This is a genomic window from Caldococcus noboribetus (genome assembly GCF_055389385.1).
Map to the genome: position 1 here is coordinate 1,090,883 of NZ_AP042475.1, position 21,731 is coordinate 1,112,613.

General features: G+C 50.0%; 22 protein-coding genes and 1 tRNA gene. 9 read left to right on the plus strand and 14 right to left on the minus strand.

Translation table 11 applies throughout. The annotated features are described in order from the left end of the window. Nucleotides 1-77 precede the first annotated feature (77 nt). Nucleotides 78-1,268 (plus strand): redox-regulated ATPase YchF, encoded by a 1,191-nt coding sequence (locus tag ACZ5GQ_RS05790; RefSeq protein WP_498856222.1) that lies wholly within the window; start codon nt 78-80, stop codon nt 1,266-1,268. A 74-nt stretch (nt 1,269-1,342) separates the two neighbouring features. On the opposite strand, the gene ACZ5GQ_RS05795 is transcribed toward ACZ5GQ_RS05790, so the two are convergent. From ACZ5GQ_RS05795 to ACZ5GQ_RS05820, 6 genes are all read right to left on the minus strand, one after another. Then, a complete protein-coding gene (locus tag ACZ5GQ_RS05795) occupies nt 1,343-1,771 on the minus strand; it encodes an Rpp14/Pop5 family protein (protein WP_498856223.1) in 429 nt (142 codons plus the stop codon). Between the two features lie 27 nt (nt 1,772-1,798). Next, nucleotides 1,799-2,047, minus strand: a complete 249-nt coding sequence (locus ACZ5GQ_RS05800; protein ID WP_498856224.1) for a 30S ribosomal protein S28e — start codon at nt 2,045-2,047, stop codon at nt 1,799-1,801. A gap of 244 nt (nt 2,048-2,291) precedes the next feature. Further along, nucleotides 2,292-2,675, minus strand: a complete 384-nt coding sequence (locus ACZ5GQ_RS05805; protein WP_498856225.1) for a hypothetical protein — start codon at nt 2,673-2,675, stop codon at nt 2,292-2,294. A 131-nt stretch (nt 2,676-2,806) separates the two neighbouring features. Further along, nucleotides 2,807-3,796 carry a methylmalonyl Co-A mutase-associated GTPase MeaB gene (gene meaB / locus ACZ5GQ_RS05810; protein WP_498857383.1) on the minus strand — a complete coding sequence of 330 codons (990 nt, stop codon included), beginning with the start codon at nt 3,794-3,796 and terminating at the stop codon, nt 2,807-2,809. A gap of 17 nt (nt 3,797-3,813) precedes the next feature. After that, entirely contained in the window at nt 3,814-4,257 is a 444-nt protein-coding gene (locus tag ACZ5GQ_RS05815; protein WP_498856226.1) for a cobalamin B12-binding domain-containing protein, read from the minus strand. Continuing rightward, the gene (locus ACZ5GQ_RS05820; protein WP_498856227.1) at nt 4,235-5,935 is read right to left on the minus strand and encodes a methylmalonyl-CoA mutase family protein; all 1,701 of its coding nucleotides are present in this window, start codon (nt 5,933-5,935) and stop codon (nt 4,235-4,237) included. The genes ACZ5GQ_RS05815 and ACZ5GQ_RS05820 overlap by 23 nt, the downstream gene beginning before the upstream one ends. A gap of 138 nt (nt 5,936-6,073) precedes the next feature. Between ACZ5GQ_RS05820 and ACZ5GQ_RS05825 the strand changes: the two genes are divergently transcribed. Continuing rightward, nucleotides 6,074-6,904 (plus strand): ABC transporter substrate-binding protein, encoded by an 831-nt coding sequence (locus ACZ5GQ_RS05825; RefSeq protein WP_498856228.1) that lies wholly within the window; start codon nt 6,074-6,076, stop codon nt 6,902-6,904. Here ACZ5GQ_RS05825 and ACZ5GQ_RS05830 read toward each other — a convergent pair. Then, entirely contained in the window at nt 6,891-8,486 is a 1,596-nt protein-coding gene (locus ACZ5GQ_RS05830; protein WP_498856229.1) for a glycogen/starch/alpha-glucan phosphorylase, read from the minus strand. The genes ACZ5GQ_RS05825 and ACZ5GQ_RS05830 overlap by 14 nt on opposite strands. Nucleotides 8,487-8,572: 86 nt before the next feature. Continuing rightward, nucleotides 8,573-10,543, minus strand: a complete 1,971-nt coding sequence (locus ACZ5GQ_RS05835; protein WP_498856230.1) for a glycoside hydrolase family 13 protein — start codon at nt 10,541-10,543, stop codon at nt 8,573-8,575. A gap of 349 nt (nt 10,544-10,892) precedes the next feature. Between ACZ5GQ_RS05835 and sucC the strand changes: the two genes are divergently transcribed. Beyond that, on the plus strand, nt 10,893-12,029 hold the full coding sequence (gene sucC, locus ACZ5GQ_RS05840) for a succinate--CoA ligase subunit beta (protein ID WP_498856231.1): 1,137 nt from the start codon (nt 10,893-10,895) through the stop codon (nt 12,027-12,029). A gap of 12 nt (nt 12,030-12,041) precedes the next feature. Beyond that, nucleotides 12,042-12,923, plus strand: a complete 882-nt coding sequence (gene sucD, locus ACZ5GQ_RS05845) for a succinate--CoA ligase subunit alpha (protein WP_498856232.1) — start codon at nt 12,042-12,044, stop codon at nt 12,921-12,923. A 4-nt stretch (nt 12,924-12,927) separates the two neighbouring features. Here the strand turns inward: sucD and ACZ5GQ_RS05850 are convergent, their stop codons facing one another. The 4 genes from ACZ5GQ_RS05850 to ACZ5GQ_RS05865 are packed head-to-tail and all read right to left on the minus strand — an operon-like array spanning nt 12,928 to nt 15,975. Continuing rightward, entirely contained in the window at nt 12,928-14,520 is a 1,593-nt protein-coding gene (locus ACZ5GQ_RS05850) for a DEAD/DEAH box helicase (RefSeq protein WP_498856233.1), read from the minus strand. A 1-nt stretch (nt 14,521) separates the two neighbouring features. After that, on the minus strand, nt 14,522-14,986 hold the full coding sequence (locus ACZ5GQ_RS05855) for an RNA-binding protein (protein ID WP_498856234.1): 465 nt from the start codon (nt 14,984-14,986) through the stop codon (nt 14,522-14,524). Between the two features lie 42 nt (nt 14,987-15,028). Next, entirely contained in the window at nt 15,029-15,397 is a 369-nt protein-coding gene (metG, locus tag ACZ5GQ_RS05860; protein ID WP_498856235.1) for a methionine--tRNA ligase subunit beta, read from the minus strand. Further along, entirely contained in the window at nt 15,394-15,975 is a 582-nt protein-coding gene (locus tag ACZ5GQ_RS05865; protein ID WP_498856236.1) for a DNA-directed RNA polymerase, read from the minus strand. Before ACZ5GQ_RS05865 ends, metG begins: the two co-directional genes overlap by 4 nt. A gap of 75 nt (nt 15,976-16,050) precedes the next feature. On the opposite strand from ACZ5GQ_RS05865, the gene ACZ5GQ_RS05870 reads away from it, so the two are divergent. After that, nucleotides 16,051-16,758: a phosphoribosyltransferase family protein gene (locus tag ACZ5GQ_RS05870; protein WP_498856237.1), complete on the plus strand. Its 708-nt coding sequence runs from the start codon at nt 16,051-16,053 to the stop codon at nt 16,756-16,758. Here the strand turns inward: ACZ5GQ_RS05870 and prs are convergent. Then, entirely contained in the window at nt 16,755-17,651 is an 897-nt protein-coding gene (gene prs / locus ACZ5GQ_RS05875; RefSeq protein WP_498856238.1) for a ribose-phosphate diphosphokinase, read from the minus strand. The two genes, ACZ5GQ_RS05870 and prs, sit on opposite strands and share 4 nt — an antisense overlap. Before the next feature lie 222 nt (nt 17,652-17,873). Here prs and ACZ5GQ_RS05880 point away from each other — a divergent pair, with 222 nt between their 5' ends. The 4 genes from ACZ5GQ_RS05880 (at nt 17,874) to ACZ5GQ_RS05895 (ending at nt 21,192) form a co-directional block, all read left to right on the plus strand. Continuing rightward, complete coding sequence (locus tag ACZ5GQ_RS05880; protein ID WP_013266982.1) at nt 17,874-18,122, plus strand: Lrp/AsnC ligand binding domain-containing protein; 249 nt, start codon at nt 17,874-17,876, stop codon at nt 18,120-18,122. 171 nt (nt 18,123-18,293) lie between these two features. Continuing rightward, on the plus strand, nt 18,294-19,364 hold the full coding sequence (locus tag ACZ5GQ_RS05885) for a geranylgeranyl reductase family protein (RefSeq protein WP_498856239.1): 1,071 nt from the start codon (nt 18,294-18,296) through the stop codon (nt 19,362-19,364). 34 nt (nt 19,365-19,398) lie between these two features. After that, a tRNA-Ile gene (locus ACZ5GQ_RS05890) sits at nt 19,399-19,472 on the plus strand. 331 nt (nt 19,473-19,803) lie between these two features. Next, complete coding sequence (locus ACZ5GQ_RS05895; protein WP_498856240.1) at nt 19,804-21,192, plus strand: dihydrolipoyl dehydrogenase family protein; 1,389 nt, start codon at nt 19,804-19,806, stop codon at nt 21,190-21,192. Here ACZ5GQ_RS05895 and cdd read toward each other — a convergent pair. Next, complete coding sequence (gene cdd, locus ACZ5GQ_RS05900; protein ID WP_498856241.1) at nt 21,183-21,602, minus strand: cytidine deaminase family protein; 420 nt, start codon at nt 21,600-21,602, stop codon at nt 21,183-21,185. The genes ACZ5GQ_RS05895 and cdd overlap by 10 nt on opposite strands. Between the last annotated feature and the right edge of the window lie 129 nt (nt 21,603-21,731).

A 21,731-nucleotide genomic window follows, 5' to 3' on the forward strand; every position in this document is an offset into this window, starting at 1 on the left:
GTTGACCAAAGTCCCATCGTTCTAAAAACGTTTAAGCATCTTATTATGTATATTAACAACATGGCAGATGATAGAGTATGGAGCCCACCAACACGTTAATTGGCATCGTTGGCAAAACTAACGTGGGCAAATCCTCATTCTTCTCGGCCGCTACCGGAATAGAGGTCCCGATAGAGAACAGGCCGTTCGTGACCATAGAGCCCAACGTAGGAATAGGTTATGCTAGAAAGAGGTGCGTCCACGTAGAACTTGGCCTGCCCAAGTGTGACGCCTCTAACAGTGCGTGTGTTATGGGATACCGCTACATACCTGTCAAGCTAATGGACGTCGCAGGGCTTATACCTGGAGCTCATGAGGGCAAGGGGCTTGGCAACAAGTTCTTAGATGACCTACGTAGGTCTGATGTGTTTCTCTTAGTTGTCGACGCTAGCGGCTCAACGACTGCAGAGGGTATCCAGGTGGGGCCTGGCGCTTATGACCCTGTAGAAGAGGTCAAGTTTGTTACATTTGAACTTGACGAGTGGATGTACGAGTCCATTAAAAGTGACTGGGATAAGTTCACAAAGCTGGCCTCCGTAGGAGCTCTAAAAGATCCTGTTGGCGCTTTCTCTCAGAGAGTATCGGGGTTTGGGATAACTAAAGCCCAGGTAGAGATGGCCCTAGAGAGCTTGAAGATTAGCGATACCGAGCTGCCTAAGCTAGACGATGCCCAGCTAAGGGAGCTCGTAGTTACTTTGAGAAAGATGACTAAACCTATGGTAATAGTTGCCAATAAGGTAGACGTGCCAGGCTCGGAGAAGAATGTAGAGAGGCTTAAACAGGCTTTCCCTGAAGTGCCGGTAGTGCCCACCAGCGCCCTGGCCGAGCTTCTGCTGAGGAAGCTATCAAAACAGGGTCTTGTAGATTATCTGCCTGGCGACTCAGACTTCAAAGTCAAGGGGGCTCTAGACCAGAAAACCCAAAGGGCTATTGACATGATAAGAGAGCTGTTTAACCGATACGGGGGCACCGGAGTCATACAAGCCATAAACACGGCGCTATTTGATGTACTTAAGCTTATAGCAACGTACCCTGTTGAAGATTTCAATAAGTACACTGACAGGAGCGGTAGAGTGCTTCCTGACGTGTTGCTAGTTCCCAGGGGCACTACCGCTAGGGAGCTAGCCTACAGGATACACACAGATTTAGGAGAGACCTTCCTTTATGCGATAAATGCTAAGACCAAGCAAAGGGTAGGCACGACTACAAACTTAATGATAATGACGTAATCAAGATAGTAGCAGCTGGAGCTAAAGGCTAATGTAATGGAGTCCTACTATTAATTTCGCCTTAGATCTTAATCTCAAGATCGAAGCTTCTTCAAGGCCCTCTTTATGGTACCACTTGTGGCTAAGGGGTATAGGAACACTCTGTAGTTATCTATGCTCCTTATAAAGCCTAGAGTGGTCATTAGCTGATCGAAATAATTAGACCTAACCCTTATGATGCCTCTCCTAAGTTTAGGGTCATACATGATGAGCCTAAGTCCTGATAATGCCAGGCCCTCTAGTCCAAAGATTTCCTTAAACTTGTTCTCTATGGCAGCCCTTATATCGCTCTCTTGTATTTCAGCTACAGTAGCTACCTCGAATACAACATATCTTCTCCTTATGCGGCCTCCAGGCCCCTTACTCCTTTGGGTAAGGAGTACGAGCTGTCTGGAGGTCTTAACAATTATCAACGAGACTAACAGGGAGGTTAGGGCCGAAAACAGTATGGAGATCGTTATCACTACAGCTATGCTTAAGTTTATTAGTTTTCACCTCTTTTTAGTAAGCTTCCTGGCTTCCCTTTCGGTCTCCCTCAATATTATTATATCTCCTACTCTTACCGAGCCCATGACGTTCCTTGTTATGATTCTGCCCTTGTCTTTACCTTCAAGTATTCTAACCCTTACCTGAGTTACCTCGCCAGCGACACCTGTTCTTCCTATTATCTGTATAACCTCTGCTGGGAATCCTATTTCCTCGGTCGTGGAAGTCTGCTGAGTACCACCCGCTGAGCTCATTGTCGCTTCCCGCGCAGTAGATTATTCCAGGTAATTTTAAGCTCTTATCAATTGGGCCTGCGTAGACCTTGAGACCTGTTTAACGAAACAGCGTAATGACCATATGGTTGCTGCTTTCGTAACGTCTTCGCCCAGTTAAAGTTAGCAGTAATCTAATTCAAGGAGTAAAGTGATTACAAGAAATTTAAAATTGTCCTACTGCCTCTCAAAAGCCAGGTAATAAGCTAGACTAAGGTCCTAGATCCTAACCTTTACTTCCTACAATGGTAGAGGCGCTAGGCTCTGTTATTATGCCTGCCCTGAAGAGTGAATTGATTATATCAACGAAAACGTCATCGGCTAGGTCAACATACTTTAGAAGCTGGGGTACGTCGGTTGCCCTCAGCACAAGGGGCTCCAGCCCGCTTACTCTACGGTACAAAAGCAGGTAGCTGTCTCCCAGGGAATCCCTAGGTATCGTTATCAATAGAGACTTCAGAGCGCTCACGTAAGAGAGCAGGTTAGACTGTAACTGCTTAAAGTCGTAGGCGCTGACCACGTTAGTTGAAAGGGAACCCCGTATCTTGGCTGCGGCCGAGAGCCTTTCCTCTATCACGCCCTGCACATAGGTAGCCCTCAAGACGCTCATCCTCAACCCAGAAGAGATTACCTGTATGGAACTTATTGAGGCTCAGGCTCCGTGATACTCTGAAGAAGATGTTGACGCTCGGGTAGGTCGAAGCCGTTTTATCAAGATAACTAGGACTTATATAACATAACTCATTCCCTGGAGAGCTCGGAAGAATTGCTTAGGGAGCTGCAGGCGCAGCGGGCTAACTCAGAGGCCACCTCTAGTATGCTGTTGACTTTTATTATCCTTTCCCTGACTTCATTTATCCTGTTTTGTAGCGCCCTCTGAACCTCGTCGGCAAGCATCCGTTCAGCCATAAGCCTCACTAGCGTAAGTCTCCTCATCACAACCTTCTCGTTGATCATGCCGCTGCTCCTCAAATAGTTCACGTGATCCTCTATCGCAGTTGCCACATCAGCTATCCCTGATCCCATCACGGCGCTCGCCCTTAGAAGCCGCGGCTTCCATCCAGGGTTCTGCTGGCCTAGCTCTCCCTTATCTATGGCAAACGAGAGGTACTCGAACGCTTCCTGGGCGCCCGGCATGTCGCTTTTATTAAGCACGTATATGTCGCCTATCTCCATAACTCCTGCCTTCAGCGCTTGTATGTCGTCTCCAACACCAGGCATCGTAACTACTACGACGGTATGAACGGTGTTCATGACGTCAGTCTCTGACTGACCTACTCCTACGGTCTCTATGATTATCTTATCATATCCTAGGGCGTCTAAGGCCTCTATCATTGAGAGGGCTGCTAAGCTAAGGCCTCCCTTCAGCCCCCTTGTGGAGACGCTCCTTATGAAGATGCCTGGATCCTCTGCCTTCTCCTGCATCCTAAGTCTATCGCCCAACAGGGCGCCGCCCGTGAGCGGGGAGCTAGGATCTATAGCTATGACAGCAACTTTGTAGCCTCGCCTTCTGAACTCCATAATAAGCTTCGATATTAGAGTGCTCTTGCCGGCCCCCGGTATGCCGGTAATGCCAATGACATGGGCTTTACCAGCCATACGGGCTATGGAGTCAAATATCTCTGATGGCAACCTATAGGGGTTCTCCATGAGAGTCAGGAACCTGCCTATGCTCCTCAGGTTGCCCTTGGAAGCGCTTTCGAGAAGGTGTTCCAGCGCCTCCCTCTCCACAGTGGCCAAGGCTTTTGTCACCCCATCAAAGCCTCTGTCTGGCGCTTCTTAGCCGCGAGTTCCCTTATTATTTCAGCTACCCTCTTCAGACTCTCGCCTGGCAAAAATACCTCCTTAACGCCCAGCCTCTTAAGTTCATCAACATCAACTATAGGTATTGTCCCTCCGACCACAACAGGTATATCTTCGCCTCCCAGCTCCCTTAGCTTCTCCATGAGCAGCTTAACATGATGTATGTGGGCTCCGCTGAGTATGCTAACACCTATGACATCAGCGTCCTCCTCTATTGCAGCCCTTGCGACCTGCTCAGGGGTCTGTCTTATCCCAGTGTAAACTACCTCAAAACCTGCATCTTTGAGAGCCCTCGCTATGACTTTAGCTCCTCTGTCGTGTCCATCAAGACCTAGTTTAGCCACTATTACTTTGTAAGGCCTCTCCTCAATATATTGGGGGCTCGACATAAACCCCGTACACCTCCTTAAGGGTGTTCATTATCTCACCTAAGGTTGCATAGGCCTTTACCGCGTTAAGCACATAAGGCATTATGTTCTCACCCTTTTCGGCGGCCCTCCTCAGCTCGTCAAGGGCTCTAGACCACCTCTGCTGGTCCCTCATGGATCTCACCTGCGCTATTCTCTGCTTCTGCCTCTTCTCTATCTCCTGCTGGTCAAACTCCAGAAGAGGTACCTTCCTAACATCTTCTATCTCGTTCTCCGTGAATATGTTAACGCCCACTATGAACCTCCTTCCCTCCTCCACGTCCTTCTGGAACTTATACGCGGCGTCAGCTATCTCTCTCTGCGGGAAGCCCTTCTTGACGGCCTCTAACATGCCTCCCATGCTCTCTATCTTATCGATGTACTTCCAGGCCCTCTCCTCTATCTCATCAGTTAGCCACTCCACATAATAGCTTCCTGCAAGGGGATCTATAGTGTCCGCCACTCCAGTCTCATATGCTATTATCTGCTGTGTCCTAAGGGCTATCTTGGCTGCAAACTCGCTAGGTACCCTGAAAGGTTCATCAAAGCTGTTAGTATGTAAGCTCTGGGTACCTCCTAACACTGCAGCTAGCGCCTCTATCGCTGTCCTTACTATGTTATTCCACGGCTGCTGGGCGGTCAGCGAGACGCCTGCGGTCTGCGTGTGGAACCTGAGCCACCAGCTCCTTGGATTCTTAGCGCCGAACCAATCCCTCATTATCTTGGCCCACATTCTTCTTGCCGCGCGGAACTTGGCTATCTCTTCAAAGAAGTTTATATGGGCGTCAAAGAAGAAGCTGAGCCTGGGCGCGAAGGAATCTACGTCAAGGCCCCTGTTCTTAAGCTGCCTCACGTACTCTATGCCGTCAGCCAACGTGAAGGCTAACTCCTGGACAGCGGTGGCCCCCGCCTCCCTTATATGGTAGCCGCTTATACTTATCGGGTTCCACTTAGGGAGATTCTTGACGCTCCACTCTATTAGATCCATAGCCACCTTGACTGCAGGCTCTGGGGGGAAGACATAACTCTTCTGCGCCATGAACTCCTTCAGAGGGTCGTTCTGCGTCGTACCCCCTATCTGAGAGTAAGGCACACCCTGCTTCTCAGCAACCGCAACGTAAAATGAGAGCAGCACGGGCGCCGGCGGGTTTATGGTCATGTTAGTTGTAACTTTGCTCATATCTATGCCGTCAAAGACTACCTCCATGTCAACCACTGTCGGCACGCTGACGCCAACGATTCCTACTTCGCCTTCTGCCATAGGATCGTCGGGGTCTATGCCTACAAGGGTTGGATAATCGAAGGCTAAGCTTAGGCCTGTCTCGCCATGCTCTATAAGGAACTTAAGCCTCTTGTTAGTGTCCTCAGGGCTACCGTAGCCGCTGAACATCCTCATTGTCCAAAGGCGCGCCCTGTACATAGTCGCATGTATCCCCCTAGTGAACGGGTACTCGCCAGGCATGCCAAGTTTTTCCATGTAATCGAAGTTAGGTATATCAGCGGGCGTGTAAACCTCTTTAATGGGTATATCGCTTAACGTGGTAAACTCCTGCTGCCTCTCAGGGAGCCTCTGAAGCCACTGCTGTAGGGTAGTCCTCCGCCACTCTGACGCCTTATCACTTATTCTCTTAATTTCGTCATTGTTATATACTGTACCCAATACTAAGCACCCAAAGGTATAACCTATTACAAAGTTTTTATAGGTAATCTAAAGAACTTAACTAAACTCACACAAACATAGCTACTGCATTTAAGTTAGCTCTATAAACATCTGGGGGCTCGAGGAGGAGGGGAGTATATGGTAAAGTTGTTCTCTGAAATTCTAGGAAAAGAGGTCGAGGTGCCAGAGAGGCCATCAAGAATAGTCAGCCTTTCACCTGCCATAACGGAGACTCTTTACCTGCTTGGAGCCGAGGACAGAGTTGTCGGCGTAAGCTTCTTCTGTGACAAGCCGCCGGAGGTCTCTAAGAAACCTAGGGTTGGGGCCTACCTAAACATAAACTACCAGCTGCTTCAGAAGCTGAGCCCTGACCTAGTACTTGTGACCACAGGGGCTCAGAGAGATAAAATCTTTGAGCTAGAGTCCAAGGGTTACTTAGTGTACCCTATTCCGCTTCCAGTTAGCATATATGGGATACTTGATAATATCATCATAACGGGCATAGTGATTGGAGAGCTCTCGCGGGCCAGGGATCTCGCATCGAGCCTACTCAGTAAGTTAACAGGCCTTAGGAACGCCCTGAGGGGCATAAAGCTATATTATGAGATAGACCTAGGGGGACCTGTCAGCGTTGGGGCTCACAGCTATATAGGTGACGCCTTTGACTTTCTTGGCGCTGAGCATCCGTTTTCAAGGAGCAGGGTTCCCTACATAGTTAACCCTGACACGGAGGCCATCAGGAGCTTCGACCCTGACGTCATAATCTATGAGCAGAAGCTAGGGGAACACGCAACGCCAGAAAAAGTAGCTGGAAGGCTGGCCTCTAGGGGCTTTGACAACCTCAGGGCCGTTAGAGAGAATCGCATAGTTGTACTTGACTATGACAGCCTGGCACACTACGGTCCTAGCTTCTTCTCCGCGCTAAATGACATGGTTGAGAAGGTTCTCAAAGTAATCAAGAAGAGCTAGCGTTTTTACCGTTGCCCGCCGCTTGCGAAGCTTTTGTTTGCCCTTCCTCAAAGTAGAACTCGTTGAGGGTTCTGTTAATGTCAACGAACTTATACGAAGTCTTTAGCGCGGAGAGTGCCATCGACTTGTACTTCTCGCTCCCGTAGATGTTTATAGCCTCGCCGAGATACTTTGAGAACTCCTCGTAATCCTTTTCATCAATTTCCTGGGCCTTTGGATCCGTGTAGATGTTTATGAGGTCTCTGAGGTCTTCACCAAAGAGCCATCCATTAACTCCATGTTGGACTACTTCCACTACAGCGCCATCCTTGGAAGCCACTACAGGTATAGCGTTCACCAGAGACTTCATGAAGCTGGTACCGCTTGCCTCCCACCCTGAGAAGGGAGTGAAGGTCTGTATGTCAGCCCCTGCCTGAAGAACCTTAGCCTTAACTACGTCATAATCATATATGTGCACCACGTTTGGGAACTGCTTTGAGAGCCTGTGGAACTCCTTCATATACATAAGGCCGTCTGTGTCCCTTGGATGCGCCTTGCCGCCAACCACAAAGAGTACATCGTTCAAACCGCTCTCCTCTATAAACCTAGCTATAAAGTACGGCCTCTTATAGCGGGTGTTCCTCCTTAGCCACACCACAACTGGCCTGTCCAGATATTTATCGCCTATGTCCTTGTAGGCCTTCACCATGTTGATGAGGTCCTTCTTGGCCTGGGCGTGAGCCTGCCACACGTCATCCTCTGTCAAGTTATCAAGGCCCTTGGAGGTTATCAACTGCTTCAGGGCAGGATGCTGCCATCTCTCAACGTCAACGCCATTAGTTATGTGGGATATCTTCTCAGAGTACTCCTTGAATGTTTTCTTCGTTATCTCCTCATGCTTTGCCGAAACGGCATATGTTATTACAGCGCGTTCCATGCCTACCCTGGTTAATATGACATATGGGTCGGGGCTGCCAAAGCCGAACTCCTCACCTAGAATTGCTGTAGGGTACGCTGGATGCCCCCAGGGCCCTGGCGTATGCGTTATAAAGCGGTACTGCTTGAATTCAGGCAACGCTAACATGACCAGCACCGTGTACGCCTCTTGCAAGTCTATGTTCTTTATGTTGTCGAGGCCTATGTAGTCCCTGATATAAGTAGCGGCGGCCTTAGCAAGGAACACGTATTTATATATGTTCTCTTCAAAGCAGTTCTCTATGTAGGCCTGCTCACTATACCTTCTCGCCCACTCAGGGCATACCGCCTCCATGAATACTACTTTGGCTTTACCCCTCTCGTAAACCCAAGGTCTTGCTATTATGTTATTTCCTTTCACCTTCACCGCAAACTCCTTTTCGGGCCTTAGCAGAGTCTCCAGCTCTACTGGCTGCTCCTGCTCCCTGGGCACTGGAGTATTGTCTTCCTCAAAGGTGTAATCAATGTACCCATGCCTATAGAGGAGCGTTATTACATAGTATTTAGCGCCCCTCCTCGCCATGGCATAAAACTTATCCCCCTCAAGAACTCCTAGGCCTCCAGCGTAGCTATACAGTTCGTCTAGCGCTATTTCTGGCGTAACGGAAACTATCACATCCCTTGTCATATTTTCACCTGCAGGAGCAGGGCCCCTAGCAAATAATATTTATATCGCTTTAGGGCCGCAACTGGAGAACCTTAATTGGGTTGCCTTCACCGAACCCTGCATATGACGAATCCATCCAGGGAGTCGCCCCTTAAGCCCCTCTCCAACAGCGCTTCCTTGCACCTTATTAGCGAAGGTAACTCTACAGGACGGCGGGTTACATAACCCGTGACGGTCTCCTCTCCATAGGCTCTTTCTATATAAATAGCGTCAGGGCCTAGGGGGCTAGCCCTGAAGTAGCCATACCTTAGGGCTTTAGATGCCTTCCGAAGAGCTATGAGTTTCTTAACTAAGTTGAGAAGGTCCTTGTCCCACAGGCTCTCATCCCATGGCATTGGGAGCCTGTTGTCAGGGTCCTTGCCTCCCCTAAGTCCAATTTCGTCGCCATAGTAAATGCTAAAGGAGCCGTACATAAGGGCCAATAAAACTAAAGCTCTGGCAACAAGGTCCCTAGAACCCAGTACATCAATTATGCGAGGCGTGTCGTGGCTGCCTAAGAGGTTATAGAGCGCGTTAGCAACTTGTAGGGGCAGTCTAAGGTACTGTCTGTTAAGCTTTTCTGAGAGCTCTAAGGCTGTTACCTCACCTCTGAAGAAGCCCACTATAGGGCCTCTAGCCTCATAGTTCATGGCTGAATTCGAAGTTATTCCCATGGGAAATGCCGAGAGTTCGCCCATTATTTCCATTATGACAGGTGAGTCAGGCCTCTTGCGCAGTATGCACTCGTACAGATACCTCATGGCATCGTCTGGAAGCCCGTGCGCTACATCTATACGAAAGCCATCTATACCTTTCATTACCCACTCATTTGTAATCTCACAGAGGTCGTTCAGGACAGCCTCGTTTTGATGGTTTAACTTTGGCATCCCCCAAAGCTTTGCAAAGGTCTCATAGAACGGGTCCTTAAAGCTAAGCTCCTTGGGGAAGTTTCTACAGCCAGACTCTATGTATCCCTCTAGCAACTCTGCATCATGAGCGATCTCATCCTTTGAGTCTACAAGAAACCTGTACCAGCTCCAGTAAGCAGAGCTCTTCCACCTCTTCAAGGCGTCGGAGAACTCTTTAGAGCAGGGTGATGTATGGTGAACAACTAGGTCCAAAACCACCTTAATTCCAAGCTTATGAGACCTCTCTACTAAGTTCTCTAAGGTGCCGTCGCCACCTAACGATGGGTCTACGTGATGCTGATCTATAACATCATAACGGTGGTAGCTGTTAGAGATGTAAATGGGAGTTAAGTAAATGGCCTCAAACCCCATGGATTTTATGTAGTCGAGCTTATCTATTAATCCTTTAAGGTTACCTCCTATGCGCTCCCTAGGCCTTGTTTTCATATTAGCAAAACTTTCATTATAGCCTGCGAAGCTGTCTGGAAACACGAGATAATATGAGGCGCCTAGATACCACGGTATAGAGTTATAGTAGTAGCCGTCCTCTGGTATCCACGGCTCCCTTGAACCCAGTCCATTAAACCCAAAAGGCAGCTCCCTGCCATCAACCAAGAGCAAGAAGTAGTATGCCTCGACTCTCTTAGGAACCTTTGCCTCATAATAATCTCTGTAGGAATCCCTTAGGATAAGCTCGGCCTCAAATGACCTCCACGATCCCTCTACTAGGGCCATAAGTGTTACAGAATCTACCTCTTCCCGTACGGTAAAAATTCTCACTGCGACGGCCTCTCCATAGCCTGAGAGGTAGCCTGGCCACCTTTCGTCGTGTAGTATCAGGTTGCCATGAAGTCCACCCTCTGAAATAGCATCTCTGATTTCCCTGAGTCCTGCCTCAGCAACGCTTGCTGTCACTCTTCCCATGTTTAGACCTAGATCGATTTCGTCACTTCTTGGATTCTCATAATCTACGTAGACCCTGTAGAGGCTATCTACAAACGCGTAGTGGTAAAGTCCCTCCCTGACAGGTACCTGCGCGATACCCCTACTACCTCTTCTCTTCAGTTCGACCCTGCCGGGGAAGTATGACGTGAACTCCGACACCACGTATAAGTGCCTCCCCTCAGCCACCTTAGGCCACGGATAGCTAAAGATAAGGTCTGGCTCGCCATACCTATCTTTACCTAGCCGCGGCCTGATGCTCATATACATGGCTTCAGCACCAGCTGTTTTGACATCCACATTTATGCTACGATTTAGCTTGCTCTATGTAAAAAGGGTAGCCACTATTCTCGACTTGGCAAAGGTTAATTAAACTCGCTCTGCAGCCCTCGTCAATAGCAAAACTTAAGTAAAGTCTACTTCTGGGTCAAGGGCAAGGCTCTCGTTATCGTTTTGTTGGCGGCGCTTCTGAAACGCTAAACAGACTCTCTTCAGAGCTTATTAATTAAACCCGGGACTAGGGAGTGTGGGTGGGCCTGTGAAGCTGTTTGAGTATGAGGCCAAGGAGATCATAAGGAAGTACGGTATTGAAACGCCGAAGGGCGTAATAGTGCGCGAGGGTGACGACATAAAGAAGGCCATAGAGAGCTCGGGCCTGACCCCTCCGCTGGCCGTTAAGGCACAGGTTCTAGTTGCCGGAAGGGGTAAGGCGGGTGGAATAAAGCTTGTAAACAGCATCGATGAGGCCGTCACAGTGTCTCAGCAGCTCTTTAAGACGCCAATCAAGGGTATAAAGCCCTCTATCCTGCTCATAGAACAGGCTATAAAGCACGACGTGGAGCTCTATGCAGGAATAGTGCTTGATAGGGCCGAGAGGAAGCCCCTAGTGCTGGTAAGCAAGTACGGCGGCATGGATCTTGAGGAGGTCGCCAGGGAGCACCCAGAGGCCATAATAAAGTACTACGTAGACCCATACAAGGGTCTAAGGAACTACGAGGCTAGGATACTGGGCAAGCAGTTAGGCCTCACAGGCAAGGCACTCTCAAGCTTTGAGAACTTCCTGCAGGCGCTGTATAGAGCGTTTATGGACTACGACGCCGAGCTGGCTGAGAGCAACCCATTAGCACTTCTGCCAGACAAGGTCCTGCCCCTTGACCTCAGGATAATTATTGATGATAACAGCCTCTTCAGGCATACAGAATATGCGGCCACTGAGAAGGAGAGGCTGGGGGAGCTCAGCGAGAGGGAGATAGCTGCCAGGGAGAAGGACCTCGCCTATGTGGAACTTGACGGCGACGTAGGAGTTATCGGAAACGGAGCAGGACTCACTATGACTACCATGGACCTCGTTTACGAGTTTGGCATGAAGCCTGCAGACTTCCTTGACGTAGGAGGAGGTGCTGAGGCCGAGCACATAAGGGATGCAGTTGAGTTCGTTATGAGCGATCCCAAGGTCAAGAAGGTGTTCATAAACATATTCGGAGGCATAACTAGGGCTGATGAGGTTGCTAGGGGCATAGTGATGGCGCTCAAGGATCTGGGCAGCAAAGCTAAGCCCTTGGTAGTGAGGTTGACCGGAACCAACGAGGAGCAAGGAAGGGAGATTCTTAAGGAAGTGGGTATAACGCCGTACAGTGACCCGCTTGAGGCGCTCCAGGCGCTTAAGAACCTATGAGGTGAGGTAAAGATGGGCATAATAGTCGATGAGAACACTAGAGTAATCGTGCAGGGCATAACTGGTAGAGAGGGTTCGTTCCACACGAAGCTAATGCTCCAATATGGCACCAAGGTAGTAGCTGGGGTGACCCCAGGTAAGGGAGGTACCACAGTTGAGGGCGTGCCAGTTTATGACACTATGGACGAAGCCGTCAAGGCACATCCTGAGGCCAACACGTCAATAATCTTCGTGCCAGCTAAGTTTGCCGCCGACGCTGTCTTTGAAGCCATAGACGCGGGCATTAAGACCATAGTTGTCATAACTGAGCACATACCCATACATGATGCCATGGCGTTTGTTAACTACGCCAGGGAGAAGGGCTCCATAATAATAGGGCCTAACTGCCCAGGCATAATAACTCCGGGCAAGACCAAGGTCGGCATAATGCCAGCCAATGTCTTTACGCCAGGGCCCGTTGGAGTGATGTCCAGGAGCGGTACCCTTACCTATGAAGTGAGCTACTTCCTCTCTAAGGCTGGCCTAGGACAGTCCACAGTGATAGGGGTAGGTGGTGACCCCATAACTGGACTCACGTTCCCAGAGGTTGCTGAGATGTTCGAAAAGGATCCGCAGACTAAAGCCATAGTTATGGTAGGTGAGATAGGCGGCGACGCCGAGGAAAGAGTAGCCAAGATGGTTAAGGAGGGCAAGATAAGGAAGCCCATAGTGGCGTTCATAGCTGGCCGCACGGCGCCTGAGGGCAAGAGGATGGGCCACGCAGGTGCCATAATAATGCTTGGCACCGGAGCCTACAAGGATAAGGTTGCGGCACTGGAGGACGCCGGAGTAAGAGTAGCAACTACACCCTACGAGATCCCCAAGCTAGTGAGCGAGGCCCTCAGCAGGGCCTAAATTGCTAGCTCCCAATCGCTTCCCTCCTTTTCTTGGACTGCACGATCTCGCTGGTGCCACTTGCCACGACTTCATATAACACTGCAGTCTTTCCGGGCATAGGTCTCAGCAGCCTGCCAAGCCTCTGAATGAACTGCCTTCTGGAACCGGTTCCAGAGACGAGTATACCAATGTTGGCGTCTGGTATATCAAGGCCCTCGTCACCCACGGTCGTGACTACGAGCACGCCGCTCTTAAGTCTCTTAAACTCATCGAGGGCTTTGTCCCTGGCCTCCCTCTCAAGGCCCCCATGTATAAGGAGTGCGCCGAGCCTCTGGGCCAGCTCCTCAGCCTGCTTCTTGTACTGTGTGAATATTATTATCTTAGAGCCCTTGCTCAGCTCCTGCTTTGCGATCTCAACTACCTTGTCCAGCTTGCTCCTGCTCTCCTGCACTATTGACTGCATTTGGGCCCTGATTCTCAGGGCCTCTATGGCGTTCTGCTCGCCCTTCTTGGCGGCCTCCAGAACCTCTTGGAAAGTTCTTCCCATGGCAAACGACATGTACCGCTTCCTTAACTCATCGTATAGCTTCTGCTCCTCCGGCAAGAGCCTGACGGTGACCCTTCTTATCACATAGGGCGCTAGGAAGCCCTCCTGCATTAGCTCGGATGCGCTTCTCTGATAAACAATGCCTCCCACCAGCGGGAACACCTCCTCCTGCTTGTTGTCCTCCCTGACAGCCGTAGCGGAAAGTCCCATACGGTATGGCGCCAACATGTACTCCGCTATAACCTTAAACTTATCTGCCGGTAGGTGATGCGCCTCATCAAAAATGACCAGGGCGAACCTTGGAGATAACTGCCTCACGTACCTGTACGCCGTCTGGTAAGTGGTTATAGTTATGTCGCCTATGGACTTTTCATCCCCATAGAACGCGCCCAGCAGGCCGCCGGCATCTGTGAACCTCCTTATGGCATCGCTCCACTGCTTTACATGCTCTTTGGTGTAGGCTACTATAAGCGTTTTCACGTTTACTGCAGCTATGGCAGCTATGGCAACAACTGTTTTGCCTGCACCCGTGGGCAGAACTATTACTCCTCTATTGTTATTCTTTGACCAGGCGTCCAGGGCCTCCTGCTGATACGGCCTCAACTGGCCCACGAACTTTACCTGCCTGGGCAGCTTGGCCCTCTCTAGCAGCCCTATCTTATCATCAACTATTACCCCTTCGCCGTTCAAATGCCTAACGAGATCGTAATATAGGTAAGGCTTAGCTATGTAGCTCCTCAACTCTTTGCTATACTTAAGCTGTGCTAGGTATTCCTGCAAGTATGGCTTTAGCATAAGCTCGCTAGATATAACAACCTCATTACCAGGATTAAGACTTATCTCAACAGTGCCTTTCCTCCTAAGGTACTCCTTCAATACTTCTAGATCCTGCTGGGGAATTGAGTCCTTGAGTTCCTCCAGCTCCCTTAATATGTCGGCGGGACCTAAGCCTGACTCCTTAGCTTTCTCGTAGCTTAACTCAAATACGGAGAACCCCCTATCGCGACCTACGTACTTAGAGAACTCGAGGATTCTCTGGAAGTCCTCGTCGCTAAGCCAGCCGCGCACCTTAAACCTCGGTGGGATCTCCAACTTGATCATCCTTTAACAATCTGTAGCCCTGCACCTCGCTGGGCTCTCCTATACCTAGCTTTCTCAGGAGGTTCCTTATCTTTATAGGGGGGTCAGGTCTTGATACGAGTTCGATGCAATTGCCCTCTAAAGCAGCTGCGTCCACCTCCGGCAAATTGACGACTTCCAGGCGGGCCTTATCTCCACAGAGCCTCGCCACCACCTTTAAAACCTCAAGGCATGTAAGTGACACAAAGCACCTGGCGTAAATCTCGCTGTCGTCGTCTGAGTAGAGGAGCACGTCGACATAATTTATCTCGCTTGGAACCAGCTGTGAAAACAGTTCATAGACGTCATCTCTACTAATGCTTGTAAAAAGATCCTCCAGGCAGAGGGGGCTGGCTCCTGGCGTGGGTTCTAGGCCATCTCCCTCGAGGGAGTCCCCTCTTAAAACCCTCTTCATAGCCAGCCCCCTAAGCTACGTATGCCCGGAAGTCAAAAGTAGCTAACAGACCTTTGAGCCAGGCTGGACAGGCTCAGCTACGGTAAGTATAACGGGCTTCTCCGAGTCTCCGCACGGAGCTGCCAGCAGCATGCCCTGGCTCGTTAGTCCTGCCATCTGTTTAGGCTTAAGGTTGGCCACAACTATTACATACTTTCCTACCAGGTCTTCAGGTTTATACCACTTAAGCAGCCCAGCTAGTATTTGCCTCTGCTCTGATCCAAGATCAACGGTGAGCCTTATCAGCTTCCTGCTATTAGCTACGGGCTCGGCGGACAAGACCTTGCCAACCCTCAGGTCAACCTTTGCGAACTCGGAGTAATCAATAATGTTGCTACCTGCCTGACCCTGCGGCTGACCTTCCTGGCTCAAGAGGCCTCACCTCCCCCGCTCCCTCCAGCGGCTTGCTGCTTCTCAGCATACCACTCCTCCTTACCAAGGTAAGGCTGTCTCATAGTTAGACCTATCCTAACTGCTGCCATCCTCCTTGAAGCCTTGCTAACCTGAGTTATCCTCACCCTGACTATGTCATTGACTCCAACCACCCTGCCGCTTTCGCGGCCCTTGAAGCTCCTGGTCTCCTGCATAAAGTCCACGTCCTCATCCATCAGCTGAGTCCTATGTACAAAGCCGTCGGTTGGCCCAAGGCTCACAAAGGCGCCAAACTCCCTCGCATCGCTAACTATGCCCTTGTCCACCTCCTGAAGCAGAGGCTCAAAGCTTAGAACTCTATACCTGACAGGGAAGTAAATCTGGGGATCGTTAGGTAACAAAACTCCATCGCCCTCTACGCTGGCGTCTATCACGGATATTATGATTCCCATGGTCTCATCTACTTGGCCCTCGAGCTCCTCTCTGAGCGACTGAAGCACTGCCTGCTTTATTTCACCGCTGTAGGCTAACTCGGGCCTCACTCCAACCCACTCGTAAAGTGTATATTCAGCGTACAACCGCGCCCACCTGTTCTTGGCTCCTCTCCACTCAGAAATTAGGAGGCCTTTAAGCTCTCACAAAGCTAGCGAGTATTGGGATCTGATCTGAGCAACTTTAGCTCTAATGAGCTCAGGTACAGGTCTGTCAAGCTGCTTAGGGCAGCCAGGGCCTTCTTCCAGCTCACGGACTTATCAAAGATAACGGGCTTACCGTCTCCCATGCTGTCGCGCTACATAAACGGCAGCACACTACCCTCAGAGGGCAACGCCAAGAAGATTGTGGACACCATTCTCTCGAGGGAAGTGATTACAAGTATTGTGGCTAAGGCTATAAAGGTATACAATGGCTTCTATAACATAACAGGTGTAACGCTTGACCCCATGGCCCTGACCCTGGTCTCTGAATACGTCGTAAAAAGGTTTGACAAGACCTTCACGTGCGTGCTGACGCCCGAGGCCGGAGGTATAAGCCTGGCCACAGCCATAGGCCTGACAGCCAACGTGCCTATAGTGGTCGCCAGAAAGCAGAGGCCTCCCTCAGAGGAGCCCATACTTGAGGCCATGTACCTCTCTGGGCCGGCCTCCTACACCGTGTTTTACGTTACTAAGAGGGAGCTTTCCAAGGACTCCAGGGTACTAATAGTTGACGACTTTAGTATACATGGCCATACGCTTAGAGCTCTGGCTGAGCTTGTCAGGAAGGCTGGGGCCAAGCTCGTTGGAACAGTAGTAGTAGTAGCGGTGGGAACTGACTGGAAAGTGGCCGAGAACTCCGAGGCTCTACTAGAAATAAGAGGCTAACCCAAGGCTTTCGCCAACTCCTTGGCCACAAGGGGAGCCACGTCGACCTGCTTAACAAGGCTGCCCTGAGCTGGTGTGGTGTTAGCGGCATAAACCTGGGTTATGCCAACGGACCTAAGCCTCTCCTCAGCCCCCTGAGCTAGGACTGCGTGAGCAACTATAACCATAATGCTTCTGGCGCCCTGCTCCCTAAGTATCTCTGCGGCCTTGGCTACCGTGCCTCCTGTACTTATTATATCGTCTACTATTATCACATCCTTACCAGCTACGTCAAGCTGTTTTGGCCTCATGGTGATTTCGCCCGTGACCCTGTCCCTCTGCTTTTCAAGGTAATCGTAGGGAACGCCTAGGTGCTCCGCAAGTGCTTTAGCCCTTTCAAGGGCCCCAAGATCAGGCGATAAGACCGCGTAGTTAGAGCCGCTTATTCCAAGAACGTCGGCCATGTAGGGGTAGGGCCTTATGTTAAGCGCAACGCCAGGGAACTGTCTTAAGCTTTCGGCTTTGTGAATCTCCACCGTAGCTACGTGAGTAAATCCTGCTGACCAGAGGGCCCTCAGCACAGACCTTATACTGACGGGCTCCCCCTGAAGGAACTGCCGGTCCTGCCTGGCATATGCCATATAGGGGGCTACTAATACTATCCTGTTGGCCCCGGAAGCCTTAAGTGAGTCAGCTGCCAACAGGCTAGCCACCACTGATGAGTCCTGTCTAGGTATCATGGTCTTGACATATATGGCGTCCATACCTTTAACATCACACGTGACTCTAATGTATTGTTCCCCGTCAGGAAATTCCTTGTACTGCGGTTCGCAGAGGTACCCATTTATTGAGTTAGCTAATGACCTAGCGAAGGCCTTAGACACGTCGTCCGAACCCGGCACTACCGCATACAAGGCTCGCGCCCTTGGACTCCCTTTGAGCCTTTAGGAATTTAGCTCTATAAGTTAAAGTCGAACCTTAGAGGACGCGCGATGCATATCAACCTAGTGAGAAAGTTCAGTAGAACCTCTTATAAGCTAACATTTTCCCTAACGTAAAACCATTACGCCTAATGAACCACTAAAGGTTATATTTGGCAGAGCCTTAGATAATATAAAGTGGTTTGGGGACTGTATATGGGCGCGCAGGCTATCGTTATGATAAACACGGATGTCGGCAAGGAGAACGATATATTTAATGAGTTGCTCAAGATTGATGAGGTCAAGAAGGTCTACATGGTGTATGGCATTCACGACCTTGTGGCCTTTGTAGAAGCCGAGAACATGGACAAACTTAGGTCCCTGATAACTGACAAAATAAGAAAACTCAATGGAGTGAAGAGCACCCTCACTAGCATAATAGTTGTTGGAAAGGAGAGGAGCTGAAGAGGCCAACTCTGTTCTTTCATACTTTTAATATTTTGTTGCTAGCTTGTTGCTAATAGACCGCGCTTTTGTTTAAGTCATAATGCCCAGGTTTATGTTATTTCTTTTAAGAGCGCCGTCTGCAGAATAAGGCTGGCAATAAAACAAAGTTTGTAAAGAGCGTGACGCCCCTTGAGAAGGCTCGCGGACCGCATAGTCATCGCTGGCTTAGGCCTTGCTGGCTCCCTACTCTCGTTAAGGCTTGCCGAGAGAGGCTTTAAGGTTACGGCTTTCGAACCCGTAGAGCTTTCTTATGTTAAGCCTTGCGGCGAGCAGCTGACGCTTGAGGATTTACCACTAAGGTTGGCTAAAGCCTATGGTGTCATAAAGACTATAGTAAATTATGTTCATGTCTTCGTTGAAGGTAAATATGTGACCACGACCAATATGAGCGGAAACTCTAAGTGGGCCATAGTAGATAAGCCCCGACTCATAAGGTCGCTCAGAAAGTCGGCCGTAGATAACGGCGTTGAGATAATAAGGAGACCGTGGAATGGCGAGCGAGGAATTCTGACCATAGATTCAAGGGGGCCTTACAACTTACCCATTTCCTCCGAGGTTCTAGCACTGAGAGTTATAGCAAAGGTGCCTTCGTGGAGCCCTGAAGAGGCAATACTCGACTTTAGACCCTCTTCAGGAGGCCTTTACTGGGTATTCCCTTATGATGACAGCGGTCATCTAATAAATGTAGGCGCTGGCTTTATAGGTCTCTACAACGCGGCGCGACTGGAAGGCCTAGTACGAGAGTATGTCAGAGAAAAGGTAAACCCAACCTTTGACGTCCTAGAAGTCAAGGGCGCGCCTATAAATGTGTTCACCAACCCCTCGCTTAGCACCAGCGACATAATTAATGTCGGTGAGGCTGCGGGCCTTGTAATGGCCTGGAGCGGCGAGGGCAACAGGCCCTCTATAGTTTCCGCTGAAGCGCTAGCCAGCGCAATAGCAAGTTATGATGTCAATGATAGAGCCTCTATCCTTAGGAAATATTCCGAAGGTGTATCCGGTCTTCTGAGTTCAGCGATACTATCGCGGCTTCTAACTAGGGCCAGCTATAGGTCCCCCCTAGCTGGAGTTCTCCTAAAGGATATGCCCAAGTGGGCCTGGGACCTCTACGTCAGGCAAGAGCTCAATATAGACGACCTACTTAGGGCTGTCCCTCAAGCTATGGCTTCTATGTTAGTGAGGCGGGAGGACAAAAGATAAGCTTTAAAGTGAGCGCTGAAAGGCTCTATCCTGAGGGCCCGTAGCTCAGCCAGGTAGAGTGCCCGGCTCATAACCGGGTGGTCCGGGGTTCAAACCCCCGCGGGCCCATAGCCTTTAAGGCCCTTCATGTCCACTTACTTGGCCCTCAACCAGTAGACAGCCGTCTTGTGAAGCCGACTAAATAGTAAGCGAGGACGCAAAAGTAAAAGGTGCAAACTCTACACAACAAGTGGCAGCGATGAGGATGGTGGAGCGACTCTGAGCGATGATGTGCGACTATCCTCTGAGCTGCCTTTTAAGTAAATATAACTGGCTTCCTTTTCCTACTAGAAAAACTTATAGATAAGTAAAATGTATTCAGCTAATGAGTGAACTGAAGATCTTAAAATAGGCTTTTAAGCAACTGTATACAGCTCTCTTCTTTTGACGGCGGTGACCTATGAAGCTTCCAGAGAAGGTTGACGTGTTATTCATAGGCGGCGGTGGCGCATCTTATCCTGGAGCATTCGAGCTGGCAGAGGCTGGACTTTCAGTGCTCATGGTCGACGAGAAAGGTAACTTAGGAGGAGACTGCCTCTACGCAGGCTGCATACCATCAAAGGCTGTAAGGACAAAGATCCTGGAGTACACCTCGACTACAAATAAGATAGACCCTGAGCAGATATGGCAGGAGGTCGTAAGAGCTAAGGAGGAGGTCCAGAAGATCAGGTACGAACACCATATGGAAGAAATAAAGGAGCATGAGCCTAACCTATCCTTTGCTAAGGGCTGGGCCACGATACTTGGGCCCAACAAGGTTAAAGTAGATACCGAGGGGGGAACCTTTGAGGTTGAGACCAAGAGACTTGTCATAGGGGCTGGGGCAGAGCACGTCATAATACCAATCCCTGGCAAGGAGCTTGCCATAACTAGCGACGCCCTGTTCGCCTACCAGAAGACCATGGGCCATTTACCAAAGTCCTTAGCAATAATAGGTGGTGGCTACATAGGCGTTGAGGTAGCTGATATGCTGAGCAGGCTTGGCGTTCATGTATCCATTGTAGAGATGATGGACAGACTCCTACCAAACATGCCTCCAGAGCTCTCAGAGGCCGCGATGCAGCGCATGAGGGAGGCCGGTGTTGACGTGTACCTCAGAAGCCCTGCTCAGAGCATCGAGAAGAGGGGGGAGTACAAGGTACTTAAGGCTAAGAGCGCTGACGGCAAGGAGGTCGAGGTTGAAGCAGAAGAAGTACTGATGGCTGTAGGAAGGAGGCCTAGAACCAGGGGCTATGGATTAGAGGTTCTTGAGAGCCAGGGGCTTAAAGTTGACAAGACTGGCGTGCAGGTGACGCCTGGCCTTAGGACTACCTTGCCTAACGTATACGCTGCTGGCGACGTCACTGGCAAGGCTATGCTCTTCCACGCCGCGGTCAAGGAGAGCGTTATTGTAGCGAAGAACATACTAGCAGGCAAGGAGGTCTATAGGTTTAACTACCACTCAGTCCCATACACCATATTCACCTATCCTGAAATTGCCATGGTTGGCTATACCGAGGATGAGTTAAAGGCCCTGGGAGTGCAGTACGAGGTGGTTAACTACTCACTCAGGCACGACGCCCAGTCAGAGATAGTGGGCCACAGGGAGGGCTGGATGAAGATACTGCTCGAGAAGGAGTCCCTTAGGATATTGGGCTTCGAGGCCTACGCCCACGACGCCGCTGAGCTGAGCGCCGTGTTTGCAGCGGCCATAGAGAACAACCTGACCGCCAAGAACCTTGCGTGGATGGCTGGGCCTCACCCGCTGACATTTGAATCCATAAACTACGCCCTGAGGCCCTACTTCTGACCTTCCTTGATCCCTAGGAACTCTTTTGAGAACCTATGAGGTAACAGCTCCGAGAGCCTCCAGACTCTTAACTTATTTCCTTCCCTTGAAACTGAGTATATTACTGTATTGTCATCTCCAAACTCAGCTATCACCTGCAGGCACGCCCCGCAGGGGGGAGCGGGCTCCCCCCTTTCTACCATAACCAGGACTTCCCTCACTTTCCTCTCCCCGCTGCTTACAGCCTTAAATATGGCAACCCTCTCGGCGCACATGCTTAATCCATAGCTAGCGTTCTCTATATTGACGCCGCTGTAAATGGTCCCAGAACCGGCCCTTACGGCCGAGGCCACCCGATAGCCAGAGTAGGGCGCATAAGCCTTATTTATAGCCCTCTCGGCCTCCCTCAACAGGTCCTCTGGCACGCTCATAGACTAAACACACCCTTTCCTCATAATCTAACCGTTCGCCTAAAGAGCTTCTCAGCGCCGCTCTTTGTAGTTTTTATAGCTTCGAATACCACAACATAGCATATATATTATCTATAGAATTCTATAGAA